Raw genomic sequence first — 16648 nt, 5'->3', positions numbered from 1 at the left:
ATATAACTTATCTTATTTAAAGATATTGCATTTATAGCAACATCGGACAAGTAACCTATTTCTTTTCCTCCTATTTTTGCAACATGAAAAAGCCCAATAGAACCATGCAACAGAAAAAGACAACCCAGGAGGAATACCAAAAGTGCGTGAACGCAGTAGTGGATTATATAAATCTGCACCTCGGAGAAGAAATTGACCTGAAATCTTTGGCCAGGATTTCCCATTTCTCTCCCTTCTACTTCCACCGCATCATGAAAGCTTTCCTGGGTGAACCCGTCGGTACGTTCATTGTCCGGACGCGTACCGAAGCCGCTGCCCGGTTGCTTCGTTACTCGGACATGCCGATAGCGGACATAGCCTACCGTATAGGCTACTCTTCGCCCTCGTCACTGTCAAAAGTATTCAAGCAGTTCTATGGCATTTCACCATTAGAGTATCGTAACAATAAAAACTTTGTAATTATGAAACCAGCCATTATTCGTCCGGAACTGGAACTGAAACACGAAATCAAAGAAGTTCCTGCCCGAAATGTAATTTACATCCGCCTCTTTGGCGACTATAAACTGAACGACTATTGCAGCGCATGGATGCGCCTTTGCCAGTTCATCCAGGAAGAAAAACTGCCTATGGGAGAAGTGATGCCCTACTGTATCTATCACGATGACCCCAAAGTGACGCCCGCTGAAAAGCTGCGTACCGATGTATGTATAGTCCTACCCTCATCTACAACGGCCAAAGGAGACATAGGATTTAAACAGCTCGCGGCAGGCCGCTATGCCATATTCCTATACAAAGGCCCATATGAACATCTGCAGGCCGTATACGATACCATCTACGGGAAATATATCCCCGAAATGGAATGTAGCTTACGGGATGAGTCCAGTGCGGAACGTTACCTGAACAACCCCGCAGATACGGCGCCGGAGGAACTGTTGACAGAAATTTATATTCCGGTAGAGTAGGCAAACCGTTCTGCCGGAGCTATCAGACTTTCTCCCCGGAAGAGTTTAGGAGCCGGACAGCGAACAAGTATTCGTTCCTCCATGGAGTAAAAATCGTTCCACCATGGTGGAACGATTTTTACTCCGCGGTGGAATGATTTTTACCTCATGATGGAACGAATAAATATCAGGCAAGCCGGTCGATACTATATTAGATACCCATATCTATACTGTATTGTAAAAAAGGGACACTCCCTTGTCTGTATGCTTGTTTTTATTCATTAATTTTGCACGACGCAATGCGAATCAAGCAATTGACGCAAACAGATAATTTTAAAATCTCCATTAAAATCAAGATAAAAAATGCAAAATGTTTCCATAAAAGGGTTTATATATGCGGCTCTCTCCTCTGCCACCTTCGGGCTGGCTCCTTTCTTCACCATTTCATTACTCCTTGCGGGCTTCTCCTCTTTCGAAGTATTGGCCTACCGATGGGGAATAGCTTCACTTACCTTGGTCGTTTTCGGCATTATGCTGGGCGAGACATTCCGCATCAGCAGGAAAGACTGGGGAACGGTGTTCATCCTCAGCCTGCTCCGAGCAGCTACCTCCTTCAGTCTGGTCATCGCCTATCAGAACATATCCAGCGGAGTGGCATCCACCATTCATTTCATGTATCCGCTGGCCGTGGCACTGGCCATGATGGGCTTTTTCGGAGAAAAGAGGTCATTCGCCATTCTGTTTGCCGTGTTGGTGTCACTAAGCGGAGCTGGACTTTTGTCATCCGGCAAAATAGACTTTGAAGGAGGAAACACGACCATCGGGCTGATTGCTGCCGGTCTGTCCGTATTCTTTTATGGAGGATATATCGTAGGAGTAAGGAAGAGCCGTGCCGTGCAGATTCCCTCCACTGCATTGACATGCTACGTAATGGGGCTGGGAGCCTTGTTCTTTATTATAGGAGGATATCTGACCGGAGGCATCCGGCTGGCCAATGATACCTACACATGGCTGAATATTCTCGGACTGGCGCTGCCGGCAACAGCTATATCCAACATCACCCTGGTAAAAGCCATTAAATACATAGGGCCTACACTGACTTCCATTTTCGGGGCCTTGGAACCTCTGACAGCCGTAGTTATCGGTTGCCTGATATTCAATGAAAGCTTCACACCGGCCAGCGCCATCGGCATGGCGCTGATAATAACGGCCGTTACAGTCGTGGTGGTACACGAAAAGAAAAAGGAGAGTGAGAGTTGATTGTCCTTATTTCGCCTTTTTATAATCCGTGATGAAACCCTCCATCATCCACTTGGCCAAGGCCTGGCGGTTCGAACTGATTACAAAACGGCGCTGGTCAAAAGTGTTCTGGATATTTCCCAATTCCACGAATACGGAAGCGGGAGAAGTATTGGCTAACACATAAAGATTGCGTGCGCTGACAGTTCCGGTAAACCCACGGTTGGGCTGGTGCTTGTCATATTTCGATTCGAAAGTTTTCTTCATGGTCTTAGCCAGACGCTTGCTGTCGGGCTTGCTTTTAGAGTGGTAAAAGAACACATCGGTCTGATGGCTCTTACTGCGACTGTCCACATGAAGAAAAATGGCACGGCAATATTTATAGTTCTTGCGGTCCTTCTTGTAAAACTCATTGATTTTGGCGCAACGTTGCCGGAGACGTGCCACTTGGTTCAAGGGTATGGGAGCTCCCATGCACGTCTCACGTTTGCTGTTGGAAAGGTACTTGTCATCACGGATTCCGTCTTTAGCATCCTGGATAATGATACGGACTTCCGCCCCCTCTTGCATCAAGTTACGGGCAAGGCGCAAAGCCACATCATACGCATACTCATCTTCATGCAGTTCTATTTTGCCGATTCTGCCGATAGCTCCGGGGTCGGGGCCTCCATGCCCGCTCACTACATAAAAACAAGCGCCCTGCAAACGGTTGGATGTCACTTTTACACTGGCAAGCGCTTTCCCGAACAAAGGTTCATTGATTGTCTTCTTCCCATTGCCAACCGGCTTTGATAATGGGGGCAGTACATACTTCACTCCCAGCCGCAATTCCTCCTTCCCTTTAAGAAGTTTCTTGTTCAGCTCCAAAAACTCCTTATAATAGGCTCTCCCCGGGCGCTTGTTACGTTCCAGGAAAACAGAGATTCCTTCTCCACGTCTCGGACTATCCCGCTCTTCCTGAGCCGAAGCATTAAAAGCAAACAAAGTACAAAAGAGGATGGTCAGTAAACAAAATATGCGTTTCATATTCCAATTATTCATCATTTATTCGGTTCGCTACAAATTTCCAGCCGCTAATTTATAGCATTTTACCATACTTAAGCACAAAATTATAATTTTTTCCCTACTTTTGCGACAACTTACGCGATAATAGATAAGAAACTTTTAAAACAGATAACATTATGGCAAAGCAATTCAAGCCGGAGACGCTGTGCGTACAAGCCGGATGGACTCCTAAAAAGGGCGAGCCCCGTGTACTCCCCATCTATCAAAGTACAACTTTCAAATATGATACCAGCGAACAGATGGCACGCTTGTTCGACCTTGAAGACAGCGGCTATTTCTATACCCGCCTGCAGAACCCTACGAACGATGCTGTAGCCGCCAAGATTGCCGCCCTCGAAGGTGGTGTGGCCGCTATGCTGACATCCAGCGGACAAGCAGCCAACTTCTATGCCATTTTCAATATCTGCCAGGCAGGAGACCATTTTGTTTGCTCCTCTACCATCTATGGCGGAACATTCAACCTCTTCGGAGTAACTTTGAAGAAATTGGGCATCGACGTCACTTTCGTCAACCCGGATGCCAGCGAGGAAGAAATTTCCGCTGCTTTCCGCCCCAATACCAAGGCCCTATTCGGCGAAACCATCTCCAACCCTACGCTCGAAGTGCTCGATATAGAGAAGTTTGCCCGCATTGCCCACAGCCACGGCGTGCCCTTGATTGTGGACAACACCTTCCCTACCCCTATCAACTGCCGCCCGTTTGAGTGGGGTGCCGACATCGTAGTACACTCTACCACCAAATACATGGACGGACATGCCACCAGCGTAGGTGGAGCCATTGTAGACAGCGGTAACTTCGATTGGGATGCACACGCCGACAAATTCCCCGGACTGTGCACACCGGACGAGTCTTACCACGGACTGACTTATACGAAAGCCTTCGGCAAAATGGCTTACATCACCAAGGCTACAGCCCAACTGATGCGCGACCTGGGCAGCATCCAGTCTCCACAAAACGCATTCCTACTGAACCTGGGTCTGGAAACACTGCACCTGCGTATGCCCCAACATTGCAAGAATGCACAAGCGGTAGCCGAGTATCTTGCCCAGAACGACAAAGTGGCTTGGGTGAATTATTGTGGTCTGCCGGGCGACAAATACTACGAGCAGGCACAGAAGTACATGCCGAACGGCTCTTGCGGCGTTGTCACCTTCGGCTTGAAGGGCGGACGGGAAGAGTCTATCAAGTTTATGGATTCACTGAAACTGGCGGCCATCGTGACTCATGTGGCCGATGCACGTACTTGCGTGCTGCACCCAGCCAGCCATACACACCGCCAGTTGACAGACGAGCAGCTGATGGAGGCAGGTGTACGCCCCGACCTGATTCGCTTCTCGGTAGGTATAGAGAATGCAGAGGATATTATTGCCGACATCGAACAAGCGCTGAACGCCTAAAGGAATAAACAAAAGGGAGTGCATTTTCGGACAATGCACTCCCTTTTCATTTCAATATTCTCTATTACTCAACATTCAATATAATCGTCAAACTTTCCTTGCCTTGGTAGAAGGTCTTTGCTTTCACTACCAGGGAACCACACTTCACCGGTTCTTTCCATAAGGTTGACTGGGCAGTAGGTTCCGAACCATCAGTTGTGTAACGTACTTCAGCACCATCAATGGCCACATTAGCATACAGATTTCCATCTTTTACCAATAATCCCGGCTGAGGCAAGCGGAAGTTAATCCCATTCTTTGCCCAATAAGGCATTTCACTCTTGCTGATTTTCTCATAATAAAGTGCCAAAGCCTGATTGAAAGCCTGCTGCTCCCGCATGCCGGACAGGTTTTCCCATACCGGATGAGCATTCCAGCCACGTTCTGCCAGCCCTAATATTTTGGGGAAAAGAAGATATTCCACGCCATCAAAACTACGGATAGTTTCGGCAAACAATTGCCCTTGTACACCCATAATATGCTTCTTGCCTATCTCTGTCAAAGCAGTCTTCCCCTTTTCCGCATTATCCAAATCAATGGGATTGCCTGCCATATCCACACGCAGTGAACGATAAATGCTGAAAGGAAGCATAGAGAAAGAGACAGACTCATCCACATAACCTCCCCAATCGAGTCCACGCTCGTCCGGATGACCATTGTAAGCCATATCCATATAGAAATTGCCCACGTTGCAAAGGATGACCGGGTAACCGTTATTGGCTGTCTGATAAACCACTTCATCAGAGCCCGGTACAGTATTCCAGCAATACACACCGGCAGCCTGGCCCCTCAACTGTTGATGAGCCTCTTCGGTATGCCCCAAAGCAACTTCCTGCCAACCACTGAATTTCAGTCCGTTCTTCTGCATCACATCCGCCATTTGCGTAATGAAATACTCTGACAAACCATGAGCTTTCGTCATGCCTTTTTCCTTCATCAGTTCCTGGCATTTCGGGGAGCCCATCCACACACCGCGAGGCACTTCGTCACCACCCAAATGCACTGTGTACAGTGAAAGACCAGCTTCCTGATACATCGCATTAAGTTCCTGAATCACCTTCTCCATAAAACGGTAAGTAGAAGGCAAGGCGACATTCATCACATTGTCCGTATAATATTGTACAGAAACATAACGTGAAGTATCTTCCGGTTCACTCAACATATATTCTGTAGCTTTCCCCGGATCAGTTTCAAAATATTTGTTATAGCGTGCCCTCATGGAGACAATGGCAGCGCGGGCATGCCCCGGAGATTCTATTTCCGGAACAATGCGGACATGTCTTTCGGCAGCATACTTCAGCAAATCAATAAATTCCTCGCGGCTATAATATCCATTGCCTACAGTCTTTGCATCAGGGTCATAGCCACCGTCATAACATGGGTAGAGGCACTGGCTTTCGTCAGTGGTATGCCCGCGACGGCTACCCACAGCAGTCAGTTCCTCCAAACCAGGAATCTCCAAACGCCAGGCTTCATCATCACAAAAATGGAAATGCAGGACATTCAATTTATAAGATGCAAAAATATCCACCAGTTTCTTCAAGTTCTCCGGAGCGGTGAAATTACGGGCAATATCTATCATTTGTCCACGATATGCCAAGTCCGGATAATCCCGAATGGAGACTGCCTCCAGCAAATAAGGTGTCTGCTTGCCCTTCAACATTGACAAAAGTGTCTGTGTACCATTAAAAATGCCATGAGGAGTGGCAGCACTGATTTTTATCAGGTTGTCACCTATATTGATAGTATAATATTCATCATTTACGGCCTCCTTCCTATCAAGCAGTTCTTCCAGCACAATCTTCACGGAAGCATTTCCGACAACTTCCAAACCATACAAACCAGTCAGTTTCTCTTTCAGCAACTTGGCTTCACCGGCAAAGTTCTCCGGAAATGCCAAAGCTACCTTACCTTCCAATACGACATTATCGCCTTCAATGGCTACCACTTTCTTTACAGACGGAAGAATGTCTGACTGCACCAAAGCAGGAGCACCAGCCAAGCGAAGATTGGATTCATAAATCTTAGTCGCATCCGGATAGCCGCTCATTGACTCGGGAGAAGGAAGCGGCAGCGCCTTCAAAGCCACGGGCAACGGACTGCCCTCTTTACCATCCACAGTCTCCACCCAATAAGTTCCTTCCGGTACATGGGAGTTCCGGTCCAGCTTGTAAGTGCAAAGGAAAGTGATCCGCATGGAATCACCGGGAGCCAGCGGAGCAAATTCGTCTGTCGGATACATTTTGAAAAAATTACCGTTCACTACCTCTACCTTCACTTCAGAGGCTCCTTCCTGCTTCACCCCTCGGGGAAGCTGTGAATAGTAAATCGTCCAGTTCTTTTTTAGAGGTTTTTGAGAGATATTCTTGAGAATAAAGGTATTCTCATAATATCCGGGTTCGATGTCACTTGCACCCATTTCCCAGGTCAGAGCAACCGGTGCCTTAGGTTCATTACTCGTTTTACATCCAGCAAATAGTGCCATTACACAAAATAATAATCCTGCCAGAGGAAGTTTCAAAATTCTCATGCAACTCATGTGTTAAGTTAATAAATGGGGGTAATCTCTAAAATCTGATGCCAAAAATAAGCATTTTAAGCTAATTAACTGATAAAAGTAATAGATTTTATTGACAGCGAGCTACAATTTAGAACTTTTATACCTACATTTGCAGCCAAATTATAACCAATTTAACTATTCTACCATGGCTAAAATAACCAAAGAAGCAGCCTTGCTCTACCATTCGCAAGGCAAACCGGGTAAGATTGAAGTAGTACCCACCAAGCCTTACAGTACACAAACCGATCTTTCTCTCGCCTACTCTCCGGGCGTTGCAGAACCGTGCCTCGAAATTGAGAAAAACCCGCAAGATGCATATAAATATACAGCAAAAGGCAATCTGGTAGCTGTCATCTCCAACGGAACCGCCGTGCTCGGCCTGGGCGATATCGGTGCCCTCAGCGGCAAACCCGTCATGGAGGGTAAAGGTCTGTTGTTCAAAATTTATGCCGGTATCGACGTATTCGACATCGAAGTAAATGAAAAAGACCCCGACAAGTTCATCGAAGCTGTCAAGGCTATTGCCCCAACATTCGGAGGTATCAACTTGGAAGACATCAAAGCACCCGAATGTTTCGAAATAGAACGCCGCCTGAAAGAAGAATTGGACATCCCCGTGATGCACGACGACCAGCACGGCACCGCCATCATCTCCAGCGCAGGATTGCTGAACGCCCTGGAAGTGGCAGGCAAGAAGATAGAGGAAGTGAAAATCGTCGTAAACGGTGCCGGGGCTTCCGCCACCTCATGTACCAAACTGTATGAAGCGCTCGGTGCACGCCGTGAGAATATCCTGATGCTGGACAGTAAGGGAGTCATTACCAGCGATCGCGAGAATCTGACCGAGCAAAAACGTTACTTTGCCATCGACCGTCGCGATGTACATACTCTGGCAGAAGCCATCAAAGGCGCCGATGTATTCCTCGGACTGTCAAAAGGTAATGTGTTGACCCAGGACATGGTTCGCAGCATGGCAGACCATCCCATCGTGTTTGCCCTTGCCAACCCTACTCCGGAAATCTCTTACGAAGACGCCATGGCAGCACGTCCGGACGTACTGATGTCCACCGGTCGTTCCGACTATCCTAACCAGATTAATAATGTAATCGGTTTCCCCTACATCTTCCGCGGCGCCCTCGACACGCAGGCAAAAGCCATCAACGAAGCCATGAAAATTGCTGCCGTACACGCCATTGCCAACCTTGCCAAGCAGCCCGTGCCCGATGTGGTGAACGAGGCATACCACGTAAACAACTTCACTTTTGGTCCCGAATACTTCATCCCGAAACCGGTTGACCCGCGCCTCATTACCGAAGTGTCCTGCGCTGTGGCCAAAGCTGCCATGGAAAGCGGTGTAGCCCGCAAAGACATCGAAGATTGGGATGCCTACCGCCTGCAACTGCGCGAGCTGATGGGTTACGAAAGCAAACTGACCCGCCAACTCTACGACACCGCCCGCCGCAACCCGCAACGTGTGGTATTTGCCGAAGGTATCCACCCCAATATGCTGAAAGCTGCTGTGGAAGCCAAGGCTGAAGGTATCTGCCATCCTATTATATTGGGCAACGACGAAGCCATCGAGAAGCTGGCAAAAGAACTAGACCTTAGCCTTGAAGGTATCGAGATAGTAAATCTGCGTCATCCGGATGAAGCGCCGCGCCGTGAACGCTATGCCCGCATTCTATCTGAAAAACGTGCCCGCGAAGGAGCCACTTACGAAGAAGCCAACGACAAAATGTTCGAACGTAACTACTTCGGTATGATGATGGTGGAGACGGGTGAAGCAGACGCTTTCATCACAGGTCTTTACACCAAATACAGCAATACCATCAAGGTTGCCAAGGAAGTCATCGGCATCCGTCCGGAATACAAGCATTTCGGCACCATGCATATCCTGAACTCCAAAAAAGGTACATACTTCCTGGCCGATACGCTGATTAACCGTCATCCCAATGCCGAAACGCTAATCGATATTGCCAAGCTATCGGAATATACCGTCCGCTTCTTTAATCATACACCGGTAATGGCCATGTTGAGTTACTCCAACTTCGGTGCGGATAAAGAAGGCAGCCCGGTAAGTGTACACGAAGCTGTGGATTATATGCAACAAAACTATCCTGACCTTGCCATTGACGGAGAAATGCAGGTGAATTTCGCCATGAACCGCGAAATGCGTGATGCCAAGTATCCGTTTACGCGCTTGAAAGGAAAAGACGTAAACACACTGATTTTCCCGAACTTGAGTTCTGCAAACTCTGCTTACAAGCTGTTGCAGGCGATGGATACGGACTCCGAACTGATTGGTCCTATCCAAATGGGATTGAACAAGCCTATCCACTTTACCGATTTTGAGAGCTCCGTGCGCGATATCGTTAACATCACTGCAGTAGCAGTTATCGATGCTATCGTAGACAAAAAGAAGGCTGCCAAATGAGACGACCGTTATCAAAATTCCAAATAGTTTGCATTGTGCTGCTTTGGGCAGCACTTTGCTACATTGTTTTGATATCTGTCGAACGAATTGACGGTCCAATTATCCTAACGCTTGCCATTTCGGCGGCTTTAGTATTTATTCCCGTCATAAAGTCTCTAAAAAGAGGATAAATAATATCTTTTTATTCCATTTTGCGGTATAAAACAATAAAATTGTTGTTTTATACCGCATTTTCTTTATAAAATGTTTGCTCGTTTCATTTTTATGTGTACTTTTGCAACCGCAATGAGAGGAAAAGGAAACAAACCGAAAATCGAATTGTTTTAGGTAACATATAGTAGCAACCAATAAAAGAAATAGATTATGAATGCAGCTAAGGTATTAGAAGACCTGAAAAGACGGTTCCCCAACGAACCGGAGTATCATCAAGCAGTAGAAGAAGTTCTTTCTACGATTGAAGAAGAGTATAACAAGCATCCGGAGTTTGACAAAGCCAATCTGATTGAACGTCTTTGCATCCCCGATCGCGTTTACCAATTCCGTGTTACTTGGGTAGACGATAAAGGTAACGTACAAACCAACATGGGCTATCGTGTGCAGCACAACAACGCTATCGGCCCTTATAAAGGCGGTGTTCGTTTCCACGCTTCTGTAAACCTGAGCATCCTGAAATTCCTTGCTTTCGAGCAGACATTTAAAAACTCATTGACAACTCTGCCCATGGGTGGCGGTAAAGGCGGTTCGGACTTCTCTCCGCGCGGCAAGTCGAATGCTGAGGTTATGCGTTTCGTTCAGGCTTTCATGCTGGAGTTGTGGCGTCATATCGGTCCTGAAACAGACGTACCTGCCGGTGATATCGGTGTAGGTGGTCGCGAAGTAGGTTTCATGTTCGGTATGTATAAGAAGCTGGCTCATGAATTTACGGGTACTTTCACCGGTAAGGGCCGTGAGTTCGGCGGTTCGCTGATTCGTCCGGAAGCTACCGGCTACGGTAACATCTACTTCTTGATGGAAATGTTGAAGACTAAGGGTACTGACCTGAAAGGCAAAACTTGTCTGATTTCCGGTTCCGGTAACGTAGCTCAATATACGGCCGAGAAAGTATTGGAATTGGGTGGCAAGGTATTGACCATGTCTGATTCTGACGGTTATGTATACGATCCGGACGGCATTGACCGCGAAAAGTTGGATTACATCATGGAGCTGAAAAACCTCTATCGTGGACGTATCCGCGAATATGCTGAACAATATCCGGGTGTGAAATATGTGGAAGGAGCCAAGCCTTGGGGCGAAAAGGCTGATATCGCTTTGCCTTCTGCCACTCAGAATGAATTGAATGGCGACCATGCCCGTCAGTTGATAGCTAATGGGGTAATGGCAGTATCCGAAGGCGCCAACATGCCCTCTACACCGGAAGCCATCAAGGTATTTCAGGATGCAAAGATTCTGTATGCTCCGGGTAAGGCAGCCAATGCTGGCGGTGTATCAGTATCTGGTCTCGAAATGACTCAGAACTCTATCAAGTTGAGCTGGAGTGCAGAGGAAGTGGACGAGAAATTGAAGAGCATCATGAAGAACATTCACGAAGCTTGCGTGCAATATGGTACGGAAGCCGACGGTTATGTAAATTACGTGAAGGGTGCCAATGTGGCCGGATTTATGAAGGTGGCAAAGGCTATGATGGCACAAGGGATTGTGTAAGGACTAAAGCCATAGTACAACTATAACAGAAGAAAGGTGAGGAGCTCAAAGCTTTTCACCTTTTTTCTGTTTAGATAATATAGAAGAAACAAAAAATTATCTCTTTTCCAATCCATTGTCACATAAATCAGATACTTTTGCAGAAGTTAATGAAAGAAGACCATCATCATTGAATAAAATCAAACGATTATGAATACAACAGAAATCCCCGTACTGCTGTTGACCGGTTATCTGGGTAGTGGCAAAACGACGTTGGTAAATCACATCCTTTCTAATAAACGTGGCATTAAGTTTGCCGTTATCGTCAATGACATAGGCGAAGTGAACATTGATGCAGACCTTATACAGAAAGGTGGCGTGGTGGGAAAGAAAGAGGAAAGTCTGGTAGCTCTACAGAATGGTTGTATCTGCTGTACGCTGAAGACAGACCTGATAGAGCAGATGTTCGAAATCATGAAGATGCAACGCTTCGACTACATCGTGATTGAGGCGAGTGGCATCTGTGAACCGGAACCTATTGCCCAAACACTCTGCTCCATTCCTCATATGGGAGGAGCGTATACTAAATACGGTATTTGCCGCTTAGACTGCATTACCACCGTAGTGGACGCCTTACGTCTGCAAAGTGAATTTTCTTGCGGAGATAACTTGACACGCAAAGGCATTGATGAGGAAGATATAGAGAACCTCATCATTCAGCAAATTGAGTTCTGTAATATTATCCTGCTGAACAAAGCAGCAGAAGTACAGCCCGAGGAATTAAAACGTATCAAACAGATTATCCGCACCTTGCAACCCGGTGCCCAAATTATAGAGTGCAATTATGCAGATGTAGACCTGGATAAGATTATCCATACCCACCTCTTTAACTTTGAACGTGCCGCAACTTCCGCCGGATGGATTCGTGGCATAGAGCAACAAGTAAGCGAAGAGGAGGAAAAAGAGGCGCATTACCATCATGAAGAGGGTCATCATCACCATCACGAAGATGAACATCATCATGAAAGCGAACATCATCACGAGAAATGTCATCACCACCATCACGAAGGAGGTGAAGTAGAAGAATACGGTATTGGCACATTTGTCTACTACCGCCGTCCTGCATTCGACATTCATAAGTTCGACCACTATGTCGCTACCAAATGGCCCCGCAGCGTTATCCGCACCAAGGGTGTCTGCTACTTCAGCCACAACCGCGACATGTCCTTCCTCTTTGAACAAGCAGGTATACAGAAGAAAATAACTGAAGCCGGACAATGGTATGCCACCGCCCCCGAAGAAGACATGATAGAACTGATGCGCCAAGAACCGGGATTGCTAAGAGACTGGGACGAGCAATACGGCGACCGCATGCTGAAGATAGTATTCATCGGACAAAATATGGATAAAGAGCAAATCATCCGCGACTTGGACAAATGCCTTGAATAACTTCCTAAAAAAGTGCTCCCTGTCATTCCGATCTTAAGAACAACGGGGAGCATCGTCCCAGGCGCGTAACTCTATTTTAAGAATCAGGAACCATATCAATTCTCCGTAAAACGGAACATTTTGAAATACACCTTCTGCTCTGTGTCGGATACATTCACCAGCCTCATCTTCGCAACGCTCAAATCTTTGAGAGATGCCTTCACCTGCGTTCTGTATCCCGGCTTCAAATCCACCGCCTGCCAGTTTGTGCCATCCGAAGTTACTTCCAGTTTAAACTTCGAATCAGCAACCTCCGCATCTCCCAAATCGATAAGCACCGAACTCAACTGGCGGGCATAATCCATCGAAATGGTCAGCACACCGCCTGCCTGCCAGTTGATGACTTCATTGGACGGAATAATTGTATTCACCTTTCCCTTCTGCTGAATAGGAAGCGAAGCCAACTGATTCACGTCGCTCTTCAACGTGTAGGGAGAATAAACAGCCTTTGTATCAAGCCCGGCATGGAACGCTGCATTATAGCCCGTTGTCGCCGCTTCGAACAAAGCATTGAAAGTAGGCATCAGATGCAGGCTACCGCTCTTTATGCCCGCTTTATATTGGGCATCCGTCTCACCCATCAGCACCAGCAGGGCGCGGGCGTGTTCGTAGCTACCTATAAATGCATCCTTCTGCTGGCGCAGGCGTATCATGTTCAGCACCTCCGCACCATACTCTCCCACTTGTTTGAACTGAATGAGCCAAGGCCTTATTTCAGTTATCAATGGACGATTCTCATTTCCCGACGCAAGCAATCCATCAGCGGCAACGATTATCTTCCGGCATTCCTCAGCTACCTGCCGATAGGCATCTTCATCTATCTCGTTTTTCTCTTGATAGGCTTTCAACAAGGCAGAGAGAGCAGGCTGAATGGCAACGGACTCTTCACGACGGAAGCGATGTCCATTCTGTCCCGGGTCGGAATTATGAGCAGCGAAGATTTCCAAATATTCGGCATGAAGTGGCATAAGGTCTCTGACTGCATGTTTCCAAGAAGTTTCACTATCATAATTCTCCATATTCCAAGTATAATCAGCTACACTGTACAGAGAGATTTTGGAAGCCTCGGCATGTTCCATCGGATTGGAAACAAAAGCAGACATATCATCTTTTATATCAAGCCCGTTTCCATAAACCGGCCCTAGCAGCAAATGGTCTTGTACATAATCCGAAACGGGGAAATTCCACCAAATGTACGCCTTACGTTTCAGAAGCGGATTGACGAAGTCCAGCGTAGACTTATCTATAGTAGCAACTACCATATCACCGGTCCACATCACCTTGATACCCTCGTTCAACTTATCACCAAGCGTAGTGAGATAGCCCCCCTCCACATCAGTCCATGACTTGTTATACTCCGTGGGACACAGTATTAACGGCGCAACATCCCGCTTGACTTTTACAAAATGGTCATCAATATAGTTCAACAGTTCAGCCTGCTTGTCCGCCTTTGTCCCTTCACCCGAAATATCATCAAAGAAAACGGCAAAACCACGCACACCCAACTGGTACATGCTTTCGAACTTCTGCAACAATAACGAGCGGTCTTCTTCATTCCAGCGAATATCCTGACCCGGATGAATGGCCCAATAGAAAATAACATTGTTCTCCTTCGCCCTATTCACCAATACTTTCAACTCTTCTCCTTCTCGAGCAGGATAAGGCTTGCGCCAGTTGGGAGTCCGGTGATAAGGATCGTCTTTCGGTCCATAGATATAGACATTCATTTTGTTCCGACCATAAAAATCAAGCTGGCGTATACGCGCCTCCTGACTCCAAGGAGCACCGTAAAACCCTTCCACCACACCCCGATAGGGAACATCGGGATAGTCCGTCACTTCAGCCAAAGGCAGCTTGTCTAAAGCAAGCAACTGCGCAAGAGTCTGTACACCATAGTACGCTCCCCGTTCGTCAGCACCGGCTATGACGATGCAGTCTTTTTCTATTTTCAGGAAATAACCTTCGGATTTGCGTGGAATCCGATGTTGGTATTTCTTAATAATCTTATCTCCTTTCACTCCTATATATACACGGAAAGAAGCGCCAAGCACCTCTTCCGGCATCAATGAACGGAGTAAAGGCAACGCAGGTCCGTCCTGCACGGAATTGCCGGAAAGGATCTGGTATTGTCGGGGAATATCAACAGAATCTTTTTGCGTAATATATTCTTGGGGAGTAGGTTGCAAATGAAACTCTTGCGCACAAAGCGTCGCTGTCGTCAGCATACCGAATGCTCCCAGTAACAGTAGTTCTTTTCTCATAAGCGGATTATAAAATTAAGGAATATCTATGTATTAAGAAAACTCTTCCATGCATTCAAGGTTGATACGTTCAAAAATAAGAAATAAATATGAAAACACGTACAAATACAGACATTTATTTCAGTTTAAAGATTCATTCTGCATCCGTTTGAGTTCATCGCACACTGCCGGATGCAGGAAGTAGCGTACGTCTTTCCCCTCCTCCATGGCCCGACGGATAAAAGTGGAGCTGATTTCAAATATCGGAGAAGAAACTGTCCGCACATTTTGAGGTAAAGAGGCGGCCTCTACCGGATAGCCGGGGCGAGGATAGACCAGAAGATGATTTTCGGCAAGAATACGTTCCGACTTGTACCAACGGTGGAACAGCCTCCAGTTGTCCGAACCAATGACAAGATGGAAAGTGTGTTGAGGATAAGTTCGTTTCAGCGCATCCAACGTATGAACTGTATAAGAAGGCCGAGGCAGATGGAATTCAAAATCGGAAGCGCGAAATTTGGGATAACCCTCAGTGGCTAGCTGCACCAGCTTCAAACGTAACTTGTCATCCATCAGTTCGTTTTCTTCCTTCAGCGGATTGTGGGGGGTGACCATAAACCACACTTCGTCCAGGTCCCCGTATTCGCAAAGATAGTTGGCGAGGGCCAAATGTCCGATGTGTATCGGGTTGAACGAGCCGCTGAAGATTCCTATATTCATTTATTCTTATTCATATACAACCTTACAAAGGACGTCTTTGCAACGCACGCCAGGCAGCCCAAGCATTGAAAATCGTCACTACAGAGATAAGAAACATTGAAATACTGGAACGAGGCTCGCCATGCTGTATATACAATACACCCACAACAAGGGAGCAGACGAACAAAACGCTATTAATAATCAACAAAGCCTTGTTCAGCTTCGGGCTGTTCTTCCTCCTCGGTGCCAACTGGTTGTACACTCCTCCACGTTGTTTCATTCGTTCAAGAATTGAGAGATTACTTTCAATGCTTCCGCTTTGGCTGTCTCCAGGTCATCGTTCACAATCACGGTATCGAACTTCGGTGCAAAGCCCAGTTCGTATTCGGCTTTCGCCACGCGGCTCTCTATCACTTCGGGAGCATCTGTTCCGCGCCCCACCAAGCGTTTGCGCAATTCCTCCACTGAAGGTGGCTGAATGAAAACAGACAAAGCACGCTCACCATAGAATTTCTTGATATTGCAACCACCCACTACATCCACATCGAACACTACATTCTGTCCGGCAGCCAATTGCTTTTCCACCTGCTCCTTCAGTGTTCCGTAAAAACGGTCCTGATATACCTCTTCATACTCCAGGAATTCATCATTGGCTATGCGACGACGGAACTCGTCAGGAGTCAGAAAGAAGTACTCCACTCCATCTTTCTCCGTTCCGCGGGGCGGACGGCTGGTCGCTGAGATGGAAAATGCCAAGTTCAGATTTTGAGTCAGCAGATAGTTGATAATCGTTGACTTGCCGGAGCCCGAAGGGGCTGAAAATATGATAAGTTTTGCCATCGAATTATTTACGATTTGACGATTTA

The 16648-nt window shown here is 46.9% G+C and carries 12 protein-coding genes; 6 read left to right on the top strand and 6 right to left on the bottom strand.

The window, feature by feature from the left end; translation table 11 throughout:
* Nucleotides 1-104: 104 nt before the first annotated feature.
* Both ACESTD_RS00550 and ACESTD_RS00545 read left to right on the top strand, forming a co-directional pair.
* Nucleotides 105-962 carry a GyrI-like domain-containing protein gene (locus tag ACESTD_RS00550; RefSeq protein ID WP_022401172.1) on the top strand — a complete coding sequence of 286 codons (858 nt, stop codon included), beginning with the start codon at nt 105-107 and terminating at the stop codon, nt 960-962.
* 342 nt (nt 963-1304) lie between these two features.
* Nucleotides 1305-2201, top strand: a complete 897-nt coding sequence (locus ACESTD_RS00545) for a DMT family transporter (RefSeq protein WP_009038040.1) — start codon at nt 1305-1307, stop codon at nt 2199-2201.
* 6 nt (nt 2202-2207) lie between these two features.
* Here the strand turns inward: ACESTD_RS00545 and ACESTD_RS00540 are convergent, their stop codons facing one another.
* Nucleotides 2208-3224: an N-acetylmuramoyl-L-alanine amidase gene (locus tag ACESTD_RS00540; RefSeq protein WP_008665171.1), complete on the bottom strand. Its 1017-nt coding sequence runs from the start codon at nt 3222-3224 to the stop codon at nt 2208-2210.
* 137 nt (nt 3225-3361) lie between these two features.
* Between ACESTD_RS00540 and ACESTD_RS00535 the strand changes: the two genes are divergently transcribed.
* On the top strand, nt 3362-4642 hold the full coding sequence (locus ACESTD_RS00535; protein WP_005826957.1) for an O-acetylhomoserine aminocarboxypropyltransferase/cysteine synthase family protein: 1281 nt from the start codon (nt 3362-3364) through the stop codon (nt 4640-4642).
* Between the two features lie 64 nt (nt 4643-4706).
* Here the strand turns inward: ACESTD_RS00535 and ACESTD_RS00530 are convergent, their stop codons facing one another.
* On the bottom strand, nt 4707-7211 hold the full coding sequence (locus tag ACESTD_RS00530; protein WP_195288405.1) for a family 20 glycosylhydrolase: 2505 nt from the start codon (nt 7209-7211) through the stop codon (nt 4707-4709).
* A 175-nt stretch (nt 7212-7386) separates the two neighbouring features.
* On the opposite strand from ACESTD_RS00530, the gene ACESTD_RS00525 reads away from it, so the two are divergent.
* From ACESTD_RS00525 to ACESTD_RS00515, 3 genes are all read left to right on the top strand, one after another.
* Nucleotides 7387-9675, top strand: coding sequence for an NADP-dependent malic enzyme (locus ACESTD_RS00525; protein ID WP_373158581.1), 2289 nt, complete (start codon nt 7387-7389; stop codon nt 9673-9675).
* A 363-nt stretch (nt 9676-10038) separates the two neighbouring features.
* Complete coding sequence (locus ACESTD_RS00520; protein WP_195288403.1) at nt 10039-11376, top strand: NADP-specific glutamate dehydrogenase; 1338 nt, start codon at nt 10039-10041, stop codon at nt 11374-11376.
* A 189-nt stretch (nt 11377-11565) separates the two neighbouring features.
* Nucleotides 11566-12804, top strand: a complete 1239-nt coding sequence (locus tag ACESTD_RS00515; RefSeq protein WP_195288402.1) for a GTP-binding protein — start codon at nt 11566-11568, stop codon at nt 12802-12804.
* A 95-nt stretch (nt 12805-12899) separates the two neighbouring features.
* Here the strand turns inward: ACESTD_RS00515 and ACESTD_RS00510 are convergent, their stop codons facing one another.
* The 4 genes from ACESTD_RS00510 to gmk all read right to left on the bottom strand — a co-directional run bounded on the left by ACESTD_RS00510 (nt 12900) and on the right by gmk (nt 16622).
* The gene (locus ACESTD_RS00510; RefSeq protein WP_131225381.1) at nt 12900-15104 is read right to left on the bottom strand and encodes a beta-N-acetylglucosaminidase; all 2205 of its coding nucleotides are present in this window, start codon (nt 15102-15104) and stop codon (nt 12900-12902) included.
* Nucleotides 15105-15224: 120 nt separating this feature from the next.
* On the bottom strand, nt 15225-15803 hold the full coding sequence (gene nadD / locus ACESTD_RS00505) for a nicotinate (nicotinamide) nucleotide adenylyltransferase (protein WP_005833017.1): 579 nt from the start codon (nt 15801-15803) through the stop codon (nt 15225-15227).
* Nucleotides 15804-15825: 22 nt separating this feature from the next.
* On the bottom strand, nt 15826-16062 hold the full coding sequence (locus tag ACESTD_RS00500; RefSeq protein ID WP_005833018.1) for a hypothetical protein: 237 nt from the start codon (nt 16060-16062) through the stop codon (nt 15826-15828).
* Nucleotides 16059-16622 (bottom strand): guanylate kinase, encoded by a 564-nt coding sequence (gene gmk / locus ACESTD_RS00495; protein WP_005826973.1) that lies wholly within the window; start codon nt 16620-16622, stop codon nt 16059-16061. Before gmk ends, ACESTD_RS00500 begins: the two co-directional genes overlap by 4 nt.
* Nucleotides 16623-16648 lie beyond the last annotated feature (26 nt).

The sequence above is a fragment of the Bacteroides sp. AR20 genome (assembly GCF_964250605.1).
Lineage (GTDB): Bacteria > Bacteroidota > Bacteroidia > Bacteroidales > Bacteroidaceae > Bacteroides > Bacteroides uniformis.
This window is presented reverse-complemented; position numbering and strand designations above follow the sequence as displayed.